This is a genomic window from Sorangiineae bacterium MSr11367 (assembly GCA_037157805.1).
Taxonomy (GTDB): domain Bacteria; phylum Myxococcota_A; class Polyangia; order Polyangiales; family Polyangiaceae; genus Pendulispora; species Pendulispora rubella.
On the sequence record CP089983.1, the window covers coordinates 6,209,364 to 6,224,646 of the forward strand.

Here is a 15,283-nt window from a genome sequence, read left to right on the forward strand (position 1 = left end):
TCGTCAACCCGCGAGCAACTCTTTCAACTTCACCGCCAGCAACGGCGATTGCACCGCCTCGTGCTTGATGAACACGTGCACCTGCTCCCAGGCTTGCGAGCGCACCCGCTCACCCCAGGCCCTCAACTCGGCCTCGCCGTAGTCTGGCCGGCGCAGGCGCAGGTACCCCCAATTGGCCGTCGCGACCAACGGTGCGGACAAATCGTCTTTGTCGGCGCCCGCGGCCTCCAGCTCTTCGGATTCGGCAATGCACAAGGCCACGCCAAATTCCTTCAACGTGGCATACACCTCGTCGTCGAACCACGAGGGATGGCGAAACTCCATCACCGTCTTGGCGTCCCGCGGAACGGCCGCCAGAAAATCGCGAAGCCGCGGCATGTCCTTCTTGAAGTTCGGCGGAAGTTGGAAATCGACGGGCCCCAATTTGCTGCCCATCGTGCGCAAATTCACGAACAGATCGCGCACCAGCTCCCCTACTCCCTTGAGCCGCTTTTGATGGGTAATCTGCCCCGGCGCCTTCACCGCAAAGGTGAAATCCACAGGCACCTGCGCGGCCCAGCCCTCCAGCAGCTTCGTCGACGGAAATCGATAGAACGTATTGTTGATCTCCACCGTCGACAGGCGCGATGCATAATACGTCAAATACCCATCGGGCTTCGTATCCTCGGGATAGAAGTCCCCGCGCCACTCCTTGTAACTGTAGCCACTCGTCCCGACGAAAATGCGCATCGACTCGAAGGCTAGCGCGGGATCCGTTCCAAGGTCACGAAAGTGACGTCGGGCGCCTCTCCAACGCGCCGCTCCAGCTCGCGAAAATCATTCGCATCGTAATCGGGGAAGCGCACGTCGCCGTCGGCGGCACGATCGATGTAGGTAAGCACCATGCGCGTGATCCGCGGCATGGCCAGACGATAAATCTCGCCACCGCCGATGATCATCGGCTCGGGATCGGACGCGCGCGCCAACGCAATGGCTTCCTCGAGCGACGCCACGACCTCGCAACCCGGAATCGCGAGATCGCGCTGGCGCGTCACCACGATGTTGCGCCGATCCACCAGCGGCTTGCCGAAGCTCTCGTACGTCTTGCGCCCCACGATCACCGCATGGCCCAAGGTCGTGCGCTTGAAATGGCGCATGTCCTCGGAAATGCGCCAGGGCAGCCCGCCGTCTTTGCCAATGATGCCGTCCCGCGCAACGGCCGCGATCAATGCCAAAGGCTCCATCACACCGAGACCTCGGCCTTGATGTGCGGATGCGGATCGTAGCCTTCGAGCTGGAAATCCTCGTATCGGAATGCGAACAGATCCTTCACCGCCGGATTGAGCACCATGCGCGGCAGCGGCCGCGGTGCGCGTGTGAGCTGCTCGCGCGCTTGCTCAAGGTGGTTCTTGTACAGATGCGCATCGCCCAAGGTGTGAACGAAGTCGCCAGGGCGCAAACCCGTGACGTGCGCGATCATCATGGTGAGCAGCGCGTAGCTGGCGATGTTGAACGGCACGCCGAGAAAGATGTCCCCGCTGCGCTGGTACAATTGGCACGAGAGCGCGCCACCCGCGACGTGGAACTGGAACATCGTGTGGCACGGCGGAAGGGCCACGTCGTCGGCCTCTTTCGGGTTCCACCCCGACACGATGAGACGCCGACTCGTCGGGTTGTTCGCGATGCCGTCGAGCACGCGGCGGATCTGATCGACGCCGTCCTTGGCGTACGAACCATCGGCAAGCTTGGTCGCCCCGAAGTTGCGCCACTGATGCCCGTAAACCGGCCCCAGGTCCCCTTCTTGGCGGCCGAACTTGGCGCACGCTTCCGCGGTCGCCCATTCGTTCCAGATGCGAACACCTTGCGCCTGCAAGGGTTCGACATGCGTCTCGCCGCTGAGGAACCAAAGAAGCTCGTGGATGATCGACTTGAGGTGCAGCTTCTTCGTGGTCAAAAGCGGAAAGCCGTCTTGCAGCCGAAAGCGCATTTGATGCCCGAACACGCCGAGCGTCCCCGTCCCCGTCCGATCACCGCGCTCGTCGCCTTGATCCAGCGCCCTTCGCAGCAGCTCCAAATACGCCTTCATGAGCTTCTTTTAGTTCATTTCGCCCAGGAACACATCTGCCCCATCAGCTTGGAGATCGTCGCGCTCGTCACCGGCTCCTCGCCGAGCTTCGGGACCACGGCATCGAGCTCCGCCGCGAACTCGGCCGCCGTCGCGTGCCGCTTCGCCGGATCGCGCGCCAGCGCCCGCGCCACGATCTTCCATAGCGCCTCCGGGTAGCCCTCGACCAACGTCCGCGGATCCGGCACGTCGCACTTGGCGATGGCCCGCACCGTATCCAAATCGTTCTCGCGCTTGAAAAGACGCCGGTCCACCGTGATTTCCCAGAGCGTCGTGGCCAACGCGAAAATGTCCGCGCGGCGATCGGGCGGGTGCCCATCGATCTGCTCCGGCGACAGGTACGCGAGCTTGCCCTTGACCACGCCCGCCGCGGTCTTCGAGGCCCGCGACTCGGAGCGCGCCAACCCGAAGTCGAGCACCTTGATGCGCCCGTCGAAGGTCACCTGGATGTTGCTCGGGTTCACGTCGCGGTGCACCACGTTCTCCAACTTGCCGGCTTCGTCGCGCAGCTCGTGCGCGTGGTGCAGCCCCTCCGCCACGCGCGCCGCCGTCCACGCGGACACGGCGTAGGGAATGCGCATGCCGTGGTCCTGAAACGCGTCCCACACGCGCTGCAGCGAGTCGCCGATGAGCAGCTCCATCGCGAGGAAATACCGCCCCGCATGCTCTCCCGATTCGTAGACCTGCACCATGTTCGGGTGCGCCAACTTGGCCAGCAGGTTGGCCTCGTCGATGAACATGGTCACGTACGTCGGATCGTCCGAAAGGCTCTCGCGCAGCACCTTGAGCGCCACCATGCGGTTGCCGCCGAGTGGAAGCCGCGCAAGGTACACCTCCGCCATGCCGCCCACGGCGATGCGCTCACCCAGCTCGTATTTGCCGATGCGCACCGCGCGGCGCCTCTAGTTGCCCTGCGATTCGCTCTTCGACCCACCCAAGCAAGGCGGGGACGCGGGCACGGCGGCTTCCGCCTCCCATTCCGCGGGGCTCTTGGAAATGATGGACAGCGCGTGCACGCCCTGCGCGAGCTCGTCCTTCAAGATGCGGTACACGGCCTGGTGGCGCTGCACGCGGCCCAGACCGTCGAAGGCCTGCGAGACGACCACCACCTTGAAGTGCGTCTCCGCGTCCTTCGGGACGCTGTGCATGCGACTCTCGTCGATGACATCGAGCACGCTGGGCGCCAAGTTGTCGCGCAGCTTTTCCCGGATGCGGTCCGCCATTCGAGCCATACGGCCATTTTAGCACGAGACTCAGTGATGCTGCGCCACGTGCCGTCGCCCCCAAGGCCCGAAGCGGTAGCCCAGTACGGCAACCGAGACCACGAGCACCCCCGCCAGCGCCCACGCCCACGCCTTCGCCTTCCGGGAGAGCAACCGCGGCCGCGACGTGCCCCCGCTCATCGCGTCCATGATCGGCATGGGCTGCCACATGGTGGGCGCGGCCGCGATCTCCGCGTCGCCGGCTTGCTCCGCCGCATCCATCGCCTTGCCGATGGCCTCGAGCGCCGCCACGATCTCGCCCATGCTGGCAAATCGGTCGGCGGGAAGCTTCGAGAGCGCCTTCATCACGATATCCGAAACGCCCGCGGGCAGCTCCAGCGCCACGTCGGCCAGCCGCTTCGGCCCCGCCCCCGGTTGAAACCATGAAATCACGATGGGCACGCCCCGCGGATTCTTCCCCAAGATGGGGTGCACACCTCCGCTGAGCAGCTCGTACGCCAAGGTAGCCCACGCAAATTGGTCGCTTCGCCCGTCGACCGCCTCGCCCAGCGCCTGCTCGGGCGCCATGTAGAGGGGCGTGCCCATGACCGCGCCGACGCGTGTCGCCACCGGCTCCGAGTTCGGCTCCGAGTCGTCCAGCACCGGTGCGGTCACGCGCTTGACCACACCGAAGTCGAACAGTTTGACCTCGCCATTGTCGCAGACCATCACGTTTTCCGGCTTCACATCGCGGTGAACGAGCCCTTCCTTGTGCGCCGCGTCGAGACCGCACGCAATCTGGGCGAGCCACCCGATTCGAAGCCGGATCGGAACGTCGTCGTCCCCGACGTAGGTGCTCAGCAACTTGCCCGGCGCGAGCTCCATCGCGATGTACGGCGTGCCATCGATCTCGCCGACATCGAAAATCCCCACGGCGTTGCGGTGGTTCAACGACGCCACCGCGCGGCCCTCGCGCATCAAGCGAAGGGCCGCCTCCGACAGCTGCCCCGATGGCGTACGGGCCACCTCCGGGCGCACGATCTTCAGCGCGATTTCGCGATGAAGAATCGGATCGTACGCCCGGTACACGAATCCCAGGCCGCCTTCACCGATTTTTTCCTCGATGCGATAGCGGTGGAACGTGTCGCCGGCCAGAAACATCGTGGGATCCCCACCCTGTCTACCCCGTTTTTGATGGCCTACGGCTGGTGCCCGGCAAGCTCGCGCAGCACGCTCGAAATCTCGGTCTTCTGCGGCACGCTCGCCGTATCCAGTGCGTCGGCCAGGCCGACGCCCGGAACGAATGCACCGGCCAGAAGACGCGGCGGCGCGAGCAGCTGGTAGAAGAGCTCCTCCACCGTGCGGCGAAGCAGGTGCTCGCCGAAGTTCGTCACCTCGGTGTCCTCGTTCACGAAGAGCACGCGGCCGGTGCGTGAGATGCTCTCTTTCAGATGCTCCCAGTCGTACGGGATCAACGTGCGCAGGTCGATGACCTCCACGTCGACGCCGTCGCTCGCCAATTCGTCCGCCGCCTTTTTGCAGAGCGGCACCATGCGGCCGTACGTGACGCACGTCACGTCGCGCCCGGGGCGAACCGTGGATGCCTTGCCAATCGGAATGAACAAGTCCGGCGTGGCCGGCCAGCTCGGCGTCCACTTGCTGCGGTCGCCCAGCGGCGCGTCGATCATCTTGCTCAGGGCGCGCTCGTCCGGCTCCCCGGGGATCTCCTCGCCCGGCAGGGCCTTCGCGCGGAGCAGCGCCTTGGGCGCGAGGAACATGACAGGGTTCGGATCGGCGATGGCGCTGAGCATCAACCCGTACGCGTCGCGCGGATTGGACGGCATCACGATCTTCCAGCCCGGGATGTGCGTCGCCGTCGCGTCGAACGAGTGCGAGTGGTAGATGCTGCCGTGGATGCCCGAGCCCACGGGCGTCATCATCACCAGCGGGAGATTCCACTGCCCGTTGGACGACCAGTACATGCCGCCACCGAGCTTGAGCAGGTCGATGATGTTGTACACGTAGTCGCAGAACTGAATCTCGCACACGGGCCGCGCGCCCGCGAGGGCGAGGCCGATGGCGCAACCGATGATGCCGCGCTCGTCGAGCGGCGAGTTCCACGAGCACTTGATGCCCTGCGACTGCGTGAACACGCCGCCGAGCGGCGGGCCGAGATCCTGACCGAAGACGTCCGTCACCCCGAGGCGCTCTTCACCGACGTGGAGCGCCATGCGGATGGCTTGCACCATGGTGGCCATTTACGATTGTTCCTTGTTGTTGATCTCGGCCGTCTTTCCCACGGCGCACATGGCATCTTGGCGGGCTCTCGCCTCGCCGCCGACCTCGGTCGGGGCAAAGACGTGATCGTAAATGGTCGGACCTTTGGGCTGCGGCTCGACGCGGACACGCTTGGACATTTCGAGAAGTGCCTGCGTCTCCTGAACACGTAGCTCGTCCATCTTCGCTCGGCTCAAAATGCCGCGTTCCTCGAGCCGCTTCTCGAAACGGGCCAAACAATCCACGTCGCCCGTGACGAAGTTGGCGCCCGAGGACGAAGAGTGCCCGTAAAGACGGGAGACCTTGGCCTCGAGCAAGAACGGCCTGCGCTCGGTGCGCACGTAGTCCATCGCTTGCTTGATGGCCGCGTACGCCGTCTCGGGATCGTTGCCGTCGACCACCGCGGTTTGCATGCCGAAAGCCTTGCCTCGGTCCGCGATGCGCTTCTCGCCGTGTTGCTCGGCCGCCGGTGTGGAGATGCCGAACTCGTTGTTGGTGACGATCATGAGGACGGGCAATTCCATCCCCGGGCGGGTGCTCCAAATGAGGCAGCTGGCAAAGTCCCCCTCGGCCGTGCCGGCGTCGCCGCCCTGCACGATGGTGATACCGCGACCACCGAAGCGCTTTTGAACGAGCGCGGTGCCGGGCGCCATGGAGAATTGCACCTCGATGGGCGAGGAGACGGGGACCACGTTCCACTCGGGGATCGAGTAGTGGTTCACGAAGTTGCGGCCGCCCGAATACGGGTCGGTGGCGGTGTTCTTCATCTGCCGCATTGCGTCGGCCGGGTCGATGCCCATGGCCACCATCGTGGCGCTGGATCGGTAGTGCAGGTGCAGGTAGTCGTGCGCCGGGCCGCGCCCCTTATCGACCAGAAGGCCGAGGGACACGTTGAAGGCCTCTTCGCCTGGACCGCCGATCCAAAAATAGCCGTCGCCCTGCTTCTGCATGCGGATTAACCGCTCTTCCAGCAGGCGCGAACGCAACATCAGCTCGTGCAAGCGGATGAGCACGTCGGGAGACAGCTTGGTATCGGGATAGAAGTGTTCTTGGATTGGCGTCGTGCTCACATTTCACTCCGGACCTACGGGGAGGCGCTGCGACACTAGTATGTAGTAACCCTGGTCGTAAACCGCGAGAAGGCAATGCGGGCGCCGATCGAAATTAACCGAACGCGGCGTCGCGTTTCGTGCTGCATCGCGCCTTCTGGTTTGTGGGGGGCTCCGCCGCCCCACACCCCCGAGAGAACGCGCGTGGAGAACGCGCGTGAAAATAATGACGCGAAGTGGCATCCCGCACGCCTCGCATTGGGGCTAACGTTTCAGTCCCATGTCGATCGAAGCGCTGCGGGCACAGATAGATGCCACGGATGAACGGATCCTCGAGCTGTTGAACGAACGCGCCACCTTGGCCGTGGCCATCGGGCATGCCAAGCGTGCGGCGCATGCACCGGGCGCCGACAACAAGCAGGGCGCCGAGAAGCTGCTGCGCGATCCCGAGCGCGAGCGGGCAGTGCTCGACCGGCTCGCCGCGCTGGCGAAGGGGCAATTTCCGCAGCAGGCCGTGCGCGCCGTGTTTCGCGAGATCATGAGCGGCTGCCTGTCGCTCGAGCAGCCACTGCACGTTGCCTTCCTTGGTCCCGAGGGAACCTTCACGCAGATGGCCGCGCGCTACCTCTTCGGCCTTTCGGCGCAGTACCGCGAGGCGGCCACCATCGAGGGCGTCTTCGACGCGGTGCGCACGGGCGACGCGGCGCTCGGGGTGGTGGCCATCGAGAACTCGACGGAGGGCAGCGTCACCCTGACGGCGGACTTGCTCATCGAGGGAAACGTGGTCGTGCGCGAAGAGCTGGTGCTGCTCATCGAGCATGCGCTGCTCGCACGCGACAGCGTCCCCTTCTCCTCCGTGCAGCGCGTGTATTCGCATCCGCAGGCGCTGGCGCAGTGCCGCGGGTGGCTCACGAAGAACTTGCCCGGCGCGCAGCTCGTGCAGACGGCATCGACGACGGCCGCGGCGCGGCAGGCACTGCTCGACACCGCAGGCGCCGCCGTGGCGAGTCCCCTCGCCGCCGAGCTTCACGGGCTTCAGATCTTGCGCGAGCGCATTCAGGATCGCACCGAGAACGCGACGCGCTTCGTGGTGCTCGGCAAAGAGGACGCGCCGCGCACCGGCCGCGATCGCACGTCGCTCGCGTTCTCGGTGAAGGACCAGCGCGGCGCGCTTCGACGCGTGCTGTCGGCCTTCGAGGACGAAGGCGTTAATCTGAGCCGCCTCGAATCGCGCCCGAGCCAGCAGAAACCGTGGGACTACGTCTTTCTCGTAGACCTCGAAGGCCACCGCACCGACGAAACCGTGCAGCGCGCGCTGGAGAACCTCCGCAGCTCGTGCGACATGGTGAAGGTGCTCGGCAGCTACGCGCGGAGAGATCCCATCCGCCTCACCTCCATCCCGTGACAGAATACGCGGATGTTCGACCAACGCCGGCGCTCTTCTAGGATTGCTCTTGCCACGCTCGTTGCTTGCGCGCTTTGCATGCCCCTCGCGGGTTGCAAAAAGTTGAAGCAATCGATCGAGGAAAAGGCCATGGAAAAAGCCGGCGTCGAGAAGGTCGAGGGCGACGACCAAGGCAAGACGTTCACCTTCAAGGGCAGCAAGCCCGGTGAAGAGGTCACCTTCGGCACGACGCAGAAGATGCCGGAAAATTTCCCCGCCGACGTCCCCGTCTACCCCGGGGCCAAGGTGATGGCCGCCGCGGCCTCCGGCCAAGACGCATTCTCCGTCACATTGACGACCAACGACCCCGTCGCCAAAGTCGTCGAATTTTACAACTCGAAGATCCCCGCCGACGGCGAGCGCATGGCCATCGCCAACATGCTCACCTACACGACGGACAAGCACCGCGTGACCATCATGGTCAACGAAAACGAGGGCGCCGCCGCCGACAGCGTGGGCAAGACCATCCTCGTCCTCACCGTCGGCGCCGCCAACGAAACGCCGACCAAGAGCGCCGAAGCCCCCGCAAAGGGCAAGAAGAAGTAGAAGAGAAATTCACAGGAAGACGGGAAGACGGGAAGACGGGAAGGTTTTGAGGTTTTCAAATCAGCCCAATGGGCCCAACTGGAAACCCTAAAAAAAGCGTTCCGCGCCGCGCCTGTTGATCGCCCTTCCCGTCTTCCCGTCTTCCTGTGAATCCTCTCCTCCGACAAAACGCGAACCCCCCGTCCCGCGATAGGGAACAGGGGGTTCGGGTTGCTGCGAGGATGCGCGCTACTCCGCGGGGGCGGGCGCGTCTTTGGTCGACGGCTGTGCGGGGCGGGCGGCTGCGTTGATGCGCATGCCGTAGAAGGAGCGGTGCACGAAGAACATCGAGATGATGAAGAACACGCCCGCAATGGCGAGGCGCGTCGATTGCGAGCCGATTTGCTCGGCGAGCTCCACGGCGAGAAGCCCGAAGAGCGTGGTGAACTTGATGACCGGGTTCATGGCCACCGAGCTCGTGTCCTTGAAGGGATCGCCCACGGTGTCGCCGACGACCGTGGCGTCATGCAGGGCAGAGCCCTTCTCCTTCAACTCGACCTCGACCACCTTCTTGGCATTGTCCCAGGCGCCGCCGGCATTGGCCATGAAGAGCGCTTGGAACAAACCGAAGAGCGCAATCGAGATCAGATACCCGATGAAGAAGAACGACTCGGCGCAGGCAAACGCCAGGGTGCCGAAGAACACGGTCAAGAAGATGTTGAACATGCCTTTCTGCGCGTACACCGTGCAAATCTCGACGACCTTCTTGCTATCGGTGATCGAGGCTTTCTCGACACCTTCTAGCTTGATGTTCGCCTTGATGAACTCCACCGCGCGGTACGCGCCCGTGGTCACCGCCTGCGTGGACGCGCCGGTGAACCAGTAGATCATCGCGCCGCCGGCGATGAGCCCGAGCAAGAACGGGGGGTGCAGCAGCGAAAGCTTGTCCAGATTCGCCGACAGCGGGACGCCCGTGGTGACGTTCGTCGTGAGGACCACGACGACGGAGAAGATCATCGTCGTGGCACCGACCACCGCTGTGCCGATGAGCACGGGCTTGGCCGTCGCCTTGAAGGTGTTGCCCGCGCCATCGTTCTCCTCGAGGAAGTGCTTGGCCTTCTCGAATTGAACGTCGAACCCGAACTTCTTCTTCACTTCGTCTTGGATGTCCGGAATCTGCTCGATGACCGACAGCTCGTAGACCGACTGCGCGTTGTCCGTCACCGGACCGTACGAGTCGACCGCGATGGTGACCGGCCCCATGCCCAAGAAGCCGAAGGCCACGAGCCCGAACGCGAAGACCGCCGACGCATCCACCGCGCCGATGGTCATGAGCGCACCGAGGCCCTGCATGCTGACCCACCAGGCCGTGCCCATGAGCGCGACCAACACGAACCCGAGCCAGTATGCGCTGTAGTTACCCGCCGTGAGACCCGCCAGGATGTTGAGCGACGGGCCACCCTCGCGGGATGCCGTCACCACCTCGCGCACGTGCCCCGATTCCGTCGACGTGAAGACCTTCACGAACTCCGGAATGATGGCGCCGGCGAGCGTGCCGCACGTGATGATGATCGAAAGCTTCCACCACAACGTCCCATCGCCCAAGTTCGGGATGAGCGCGTTTGACACGACGAAGGTGAGAAGCACGCTGACGATGGAGGTGATCCACACCAACATGGTCAACGGATGCTCGAAGTTCATCTTGTCGGCGGTGGCGTAGCGCCCTTTGGCGATGGCGTCGTTGATGAAGTACGACACCACGCTGGCCACGACCATGACGATGCGCATGGCGAAGATCCACACCAAGAGCTGCACTTGAACGGGCACGTTCGCATGCTGGCCGGTCGGGTCTTTGACGGCGAGGAGGATGAACGAGATGAGCGCGACGCCGGTGACGCCGTAGGTCTCGAAGCCGTCGGCGCTGGGACCGACCGAGTCGCCTGCGTTGTCGCCTGTGCAGTCGGCGATGACGCCGGGATTGCGCGCGTCGTCTTCTTTGATCTTGAAGACGATCTTCATCAAGTCCGAACCGATGTCGGCAATTTTCGTGAAAATGCCGCCGGCGATGCGGAGCGCCGAGGCGCCGAGCGATTCACCGATGGCGAAGCCGATGAAACATGGGCCGGCGTAGTCCCCCGGGATGACCAGGAGGATGCCGAGCATGATCAGAAGCTCGACACTGATGAGCAACATGCCGATGCTCATGCCGGCCTTGAGCGGAATGGCGTAGCAGGGAAACGGCTTGCCGCGCAGCGCCGCGAAGGCCGTGCGCGAGTTGGCGAAGGTGTTCACCCGGATGCCGAACCATGCAACGGCCGAGCTACCCGCAATGCCGACGATGGAAAACAGCAGGATAACGAGGACCTGCAGCGTCTTCCCGTCGGCGAAGTAGTTCTGCATGACGCCGAAGTAGACGACGATGATCGCGCCGATGAAGGCCTCGAGGATGAGGATGAACTTCATCTGCGTGATGAGGTACGTCTTGCACGTCTCGTAGATGAGCTCCGAGATGTCCCTCATCGAGACATGGACATCTGCATTCTTGAGCTGCGTAAAAACGATCAGACCAAAGACCAGGCCAAGGATGGCCACCCCCACACCGACGGCGAGCAAACTCGCCCCGGATAAACCGAAGAAGGAAGCGATGTGCACATCGTCCAATCGAGGAACGATGAGGTTCGCTTCACCGCCACCATGATGAGATGGTTGCGGAGCTGAACCTTCTTGCGCGGCTGCGAGCGCAAGCGGTGAACTGCAAAGTAATGCGAGAAACGTGACTACGGCACTAATCGTGGATAGCGCCTTCGTCAGCGCATCCTTCGAGAACCATGCGGATTTCATGCAGAACCTCCGAGGGAAGGCCGCTTGACCCGGCACGCGCCAATGGGCGTGAGCAAAGTCGAAGACATGCCTCGTTCTCGAGGGGTTGGCCGTCTGACCTGTCTTTCAGACGCTTCAGCACGCCTCGTCTGCCTCGCTCTGTCCGAGGTGCCCCGGCAGACCGAGGTAGCCTTTGAAGATTACCAGTTGGCTACCTCGAAGTAAATGCGCCTTCATTTCATATACGAATGCGCTTCAGCCGTCTCCGCATGGTTGAGACGCCGATTTTCAGTGTGCGAGGCGGCGTCGGCCGATGTAGCCGAGCAGCGCGAGAATCAGCAGCGCGCCAATGACGCTTCCGATGATTCCGGACGTGCGCAATTGGAACATATCGCCGCCGCCGTGGAGCAGGCTTCCGACGAAGCCTCCTATGAATGAGCCCACCACGCCGACGAGCGTGGTCATCAAGATGCTCAACTTTTGCTCGCCAGGCATGATGGCTCGGGCGAGTAATCCGACGATAAAACCGAAAATCAGAAATAGGAGAATGCTCATGACCGACTCCTTTTTCAGAAGGGGGAGCCAGTCATGAGCAACTTCAATGCCTCAGGTATCCGCAGTCAGCGGGTGCGCCTTCCACCAGTTCAGGGCACGCCGCATACGCCACTCGGCTTTGGGATCCGGTCCACAATGGCCACGCGTGTAGCCGGATAGTCGTTGGACTTGAGGCAGCTTCTTACAAGCTTCGAACGAATCATGCATTTTGTGCAGTCCCGCCCGCAGGCAACGCGTGCGATCCTCCACCAACTCTTTGCCCGTCCATTGTTCGGCGGTTCGACCAAAGACCTGCACCTGCAAAATGCACCAACTTCGACCGTTGTCGCCGCGGATGGTTCCCAAGTCCACCTCTCGACGAAATCCGGATTCGTACGAGGCGACCGCGGCAAGCAAGAGCGCTGTCTGGGCACGGCCTTGAGGACCGTCGAACAGCGGCTGTTCATTTGAATCGAGAACCACCTCGGCTACGTCGTGCGCAATACTGGCGTAGCGTTCGGTAGCGGCCTGTTCCCCCTCACGATGTTCCGCGGGAGGATTCCACGCGGTCATCGCCGTTACGAGCCAAGCGGCTAAGGCGTCGATTGTCATAGGGGCGCATTAATAAGCCCCGCCTCCCCGAGAAAAAGAGGGCTGTGCGAGCAGTTCGATCCGTTCAGGCTGTACATCATTCCACTGACGCCATCATGTCCGCCGATCGGTCGGGGACGGTTTGATAGGGATCCTCCCGGGTTGGGGGCGAGACCACCCATAAGCTCCGGAGTCCACAGTCGGCGTAGTCTTATGTATGTGTTTATGCTTCAAAACTGCAACGAGCGACCGGTCGGCCTCGATGGGAAGAGCCGAGTTTTCGAGGAGTCGGCGTCAGCCGGCTCGTCGATGGGGGCGGCCACCAAGAGGGTGGCGTACCGCCGGCAAGATGCCGGCGATCCATAGGCGGCCGGCGCTCCATATCGGGGGCCCCATCGCGGCAATCCATCAGGGAAAATGGGCGCTATCGCGGTTGGCACGGGGCTTTTCCCCCAGCATGGACTAGGTATACGCGCGTGAAGTTCGTCGATAGTTGCGAAGTCAAAGTGGTGGCCGGCCGTGGGGGAAATGGCTGCGTCGCGTTTCGTCGTGAAAAGTTCGTCCCGTTTGGCGGTCCGTCGGGCGGCGACGGCGGCAAGGGTGGCGACGTGGTGTTCGTCACGGACGAAGGCCTGTCGACCCTGCTCGACTTGATCTACGCCCGCACGTTAAAGGCGGACGACGGCGAGCACGGCCAGGGCAAAGACTGCTACGGGCGGGGGGGAGAAGACCTCATCGTCCGCGTCCCCGTGGGGACCGAGGTCTACGACAAGGTCACCGGCGAGCGCCTTTTCGATTTGGATACACCGCAAACGCACACCGTCATTGTCAAAGGCGGACGCGGGGGACGGGGCAATATCCATTTTACGACGCCCCAGGATCGTGCGCCGCGTCGCGCCGAACCGGGCGGCGAGGGCGAGGAACGCGAGCTGCGTTTGGAGCTCAAAGTCCTCGCAGATGCTGGCCTTTTGGGCTTTCCCAACGTCGGAAAGTCGACGTTCATCCGCGCCTGCTCACGGGCCCGGCCCAAGGTGTCGGACTACCCCTTTACGACGTTGGTGCCCCACTTGGGTGTCGTGTCCATCGGCGAAGACGCCAATTTCGTCATTGCCGACATTCCCGGTTTGATTCCCGGCGCCGCCCAGGGTGCCGGGCTCGGGGTGCGCTTTTTGAAGCACGTGGAGCGCACACGCGCTCTGCTGCACCTCATTAGCGTCGACCCCGGTGAGGGGCGCGACCCTATTTCGGATTACGATGCGCTGCTTCATGAATTGCGTCAATTCGATCCGGAATTGGCCGAGCGGCCGACAGTCGTCGCCATGAGCAAAATGGATTTGCCCCACGTCCAGGAGGCCTTCGGGCCGGCCAAAGAGCATTTCCGTGAGCGAAATATCGATTTGCTGCCTGTTTCGGCCGCCACCGGCGAGGGTGTTCGCGAGGTGCTCATTGCGCTGCACAGGCTGGTGAAAGACATCAAACCGGAGTGACGGTGGAATGAAGACGGAGGAGCCCACCCCGAGACGCCTGCGCAAAGCGCGCGCGGAAGGTGACAGCGGGGCGAGCTCCTACGCCGCGGGATCCCTAGGCTTTTTGGCCGCGGTGCTCACCGTTCCCGCGGCGGCGTACGCCTTGAAAGATTGGGCCGCGGAGGCGCTTCGCCTGGCCATTGGCCGCGCCGGCGAGCTCGATCCGCAGGTGTCGCTCGACGCATGGGCGATCGGTCGGCCGGTGCTCCTCTATGCGGTGCCCCTTTTGGCGGCAGCCGCAGGGACCGTGGTCACGGCCACCGTCGTTCAGACCGGAGGTGTCATCACCGCGAAGCGGGTCGCCCCGGAGCTGCGGCGCATCAACGTGCTCGAGGGGGCGCGTCAGCTTTTCTCACGCGAGCACGCCTTCACCGTCGGCCGCGCCTTTTTCTCGGCGGCGCTCATTGCGACGTTTGCGTACGCCGGGCTGCGCGCACACACGGCGGACATCGCCGCCTTGGCGGGGCGCGTGCCGCACATCGCACCGGCGGGAGCGATCATCGCGCTTCGCCTCGCGCGGAGTGCGGCCATCCTGGGCCTCGCCGTGGGCGCGCTCGACTTGGTGGTGCGCCGGCGTCTCTGGCTCTCGCGCCTTCGCATGACCAAGGCGGAAGTCGACCGCGAACGCAGGGAAAGCGAGGGCGATCCCGAGTGGAAAGCCGCTCGCGCACGCGCCCACCACGAGCGCATGGTGCAGGCCACCCGCGCCGAACTGCGCGATGCCGCGGTGCTCGTCGTCGGGCGCACCCTCGCCGTGGCCCTGCGCTACCGCGAAGGGGACCGCGCCCCGGTTCTCATCGCGCGCGAAGAAGGAGCCCGCGCCCACGCCGTCGCCCAGACCGCGCACGAACTCGGCGTCCCCGTCATCGAGGAAGCCACGCTCGCAGCCGCCCTGTCGAGCGTCGCCGTGGGCGACGAGATCCCCGCATCGCTCTACGACGCCGCCGCCGAAGTGATCCACCAAGCGCGCACGCGCTAAGGCAACGGTCGATTGAATGTGTCAGGCTCGAACCTGCCTGGTGCTGGGACCGCGGCAGCGAGAGGAAACCGGCGGAACCGGCGCGACGTGTCGGGGCTGAACGCCGGGATCGCCACTCCGCCTGGCGATCCTCTCCTTGGAGACGGACCAAGGCGCCGGCCCCGCCGAGGTTGTCCCGCTGCCGCTGCTCGACTGCGAGGCAATCGTCGATCTGCCACGTTCAATCGACTTT

The 15,283-nt window shown here is 63.9% G+C and carries 15 protein-coding genes; 4 read left to right on the forward strand and 11 right to left on the reverse strand.

What is annotated here, in order from left to right; translation table 11 throughout:
• Positions 1-3: 3 nt before the first annotated feature.
• The 8 genes from LVJ94_23725 to LVJ94_23760 are packed head-to-tail and all read right to left on the reverse strand — an operon-like array spanning position 4 to position 6,653.
• Positions 4-729: a DUF72 domain-containing protein gene (locus tag LVJ94_23725; GenBank protein ID WXB10225.1), complete on the reverse strand. Its 726-nt coding sequence runs from the start codon at positions 727-729 to the stop codon at positions 4-6.
• Positions 730-740: 11 nt separating this feature from the next.
• Positions 741-1,223 carry a dihydrofolate reductase gene (locus tag LVJ94_23730; protein ID WXB10226.1) on the reverse strand — a complete coding sequence of 161 codons (483 nt, stop codon included), beginning with the start codon at positions 1,221-1,223 and terminating at the stop codon, positions 741-743.
• Complete coding sequence (locus LVJ94_23735) at positions 1,223-2,065, reverse strand: thymidylate synthase (GenBank protein ID WXB10227.1); 843 nt, start codon at positions 2,063-2,065, stop codon at positions 1,223-1,225. The genes LVJ94_23730 and LVJ94_23735 overlap by 1 nt, the downstream gene beginning before the upstream one ends.
• A 14-nt stretch (positions 2,066-2,079) precedes the next feature.
• Positions 2,080-2,994 (reverse strand): serine/threonine protein kinase, encoded by a 915-nt coding sequence (locus LVJ94_23740; GenBank protein ID WXB10228.1) that lies wholly within the window; start codon positions 2,992-2,994, stop codon positions 2,080-2,082.
• Positions 2,995-3,006: 12 nt separating this feature from the next.
• The gene (locus tag LVJ94_23745; protein ID WXB10229.1) at positions 3,007-3,336 is read right to left on the reverse strand and encodes a BolA family transcriptional regulator; all 330 of its coding nucleotides are present in this window, start codon (positions 3,334-3,336) and stop codon (positions 3,007-3,009) included.
• Positions 3,337-3,357: 21 nt separating this feature from the next.
• Complete coding sequence (locus tag LVJ94_23750; GenBank protein WXB10230.1) at positions 3,358-4,467, reverse strand: serine/threonine protein kinase; 1,110 nt, start codon at positions 4,465-4,467, stop codon at positions 3,358-3,360.
• 38 nt (positions 4,468-4,505) lie between these two features.
• Complete coding sequence (locus LVJ94_23755; protein WXB10231.1) at positions 4,506-5,564, reverse strand: alpha-ketoacid dehydrogenase subunit beta; 1,059 nt, start codon at positions 5,562-5,564, stop codon at positions 4,506-4,508.
• Complete coding sequence (locus tag LVJ94_23760) at positions 5,565-6,653, reverse strand: thiamine pyrophosphate-dependent dehydrogenase E1 component subunit alpha (GenBank protein ID WXB10232.1); 1,089 nt, start codon at positions 6,651-6,653, stop codon at positions 5,565-5,567.
• A 259-nt stretch (positions 6,654-6,912) separates the two neighbouring features.
• Here LVJ94_23760 and pheA point away from each other — a divergent pair, with 259 nt between their 5' ends.
• Both pheA and LVJ94_23770 read left to right on the forward strand, forming a co-directional pair.
• A complete protein-coding gene (pheA, locus tag LVJ94_23765) occupies positions 6,913-8,037 on the forward strand; it encodes a prephenate dehydratase (GenBank protein WXB10233.1) in 1,125 nt (374 codons plus the stop codon).
• 129 nt (positions 8,038-8,166) lie between these two features.
• The gene (locus LVJ94_23770) at positions 8,167-8,622 is read left to right on the forward strand and encodes a hypothetical protein (protein WXB10234.1); all 456 of its coding nucleotides are present in this window, start codon (positions 8,167-8,169) and stop codon (positions 8,620-8,622) included.
• Between the two features lie 228 nt (positions 8,623-8,850).
• On the opposite strand, the gene LVJ94_23775 is transcribed toward LVJ94_23770, so the two are convergent.
• The 3 genes from LVJ94_23775 to LVJ94_23785 all read right to left on the reverse strand — a co-directional run bounded on the left by LVJ94_23775 (position 8,851) and on the right by LVJ94_23785 (position 12,567).
• Positions 8,851-11,442 (reverse strand): sodium-translocating pyrophosphatase, encoded by a 2,592-nt coding sequence (locus LVJ94_23775; GenBank protein WXB10235.1) that lies wholly within the window; start codon positions 11,440-11,442, stop codon positions 8,851-8,853.
• A 267-nt stretch (positions 11,443-11,709) separates the two neighbouring features.
• The gene (locus LVJ94_23780) at positions 11,710-11,976 is read right to left on the reverse strand and encodes a GlsB/YeaQ/YmgE family stress response membrane protein (protein WXB10236.1); all 267 of its coding nucleotides are present in this window, start codon (positions 11,974-11,976) and stop codon (positions 11,710-11,712) included.
• 51 nt (positions 11,977-12,027) lie between these two features.
• Positions 12,028-12,567 carry a hypothetical protein gene (locus LVJ94_23785; protein WXB10237.1) on the reverse strand — a complete coding sequence of 180 codons (540 nt, stop codon included), beginning with the start codon at positions 12,565-12,567 and terminating at the stop codon, positions 12,028-12,030.
• Positions 12,568-13,022: 455 nt separating this feature from the next.
• Between LVJ94_23785 and obgE the strand changes: the two genes are divergently transcribed.
• Positions 13,023-14,033, forward strand: a complete 1,011-nt coding sequence (gene obgE / locus LVJ94_23790) for a GTPase ObgE (GenBank protein WXB10238.1) — start codon at positions 13,023-13,025, stop codon at positions 14,031-14,033.
• Between the two features lie 7 nt (positions 14,034-14,040).
• Positions 14,041-15,051, forward strand: a complete 1,011-nt coding sequence (locus LVJ94_23795) for an EscU/YscU/HrcU family type III secretion system export apparatus switch protein (GenBank protein ID WXB10239.1) — start codon at positions 14,041-14,043, stop codon at positions 15,049-15,051.
• Positions 15,052-15,283: the final 232 nt, after the last annotated feature.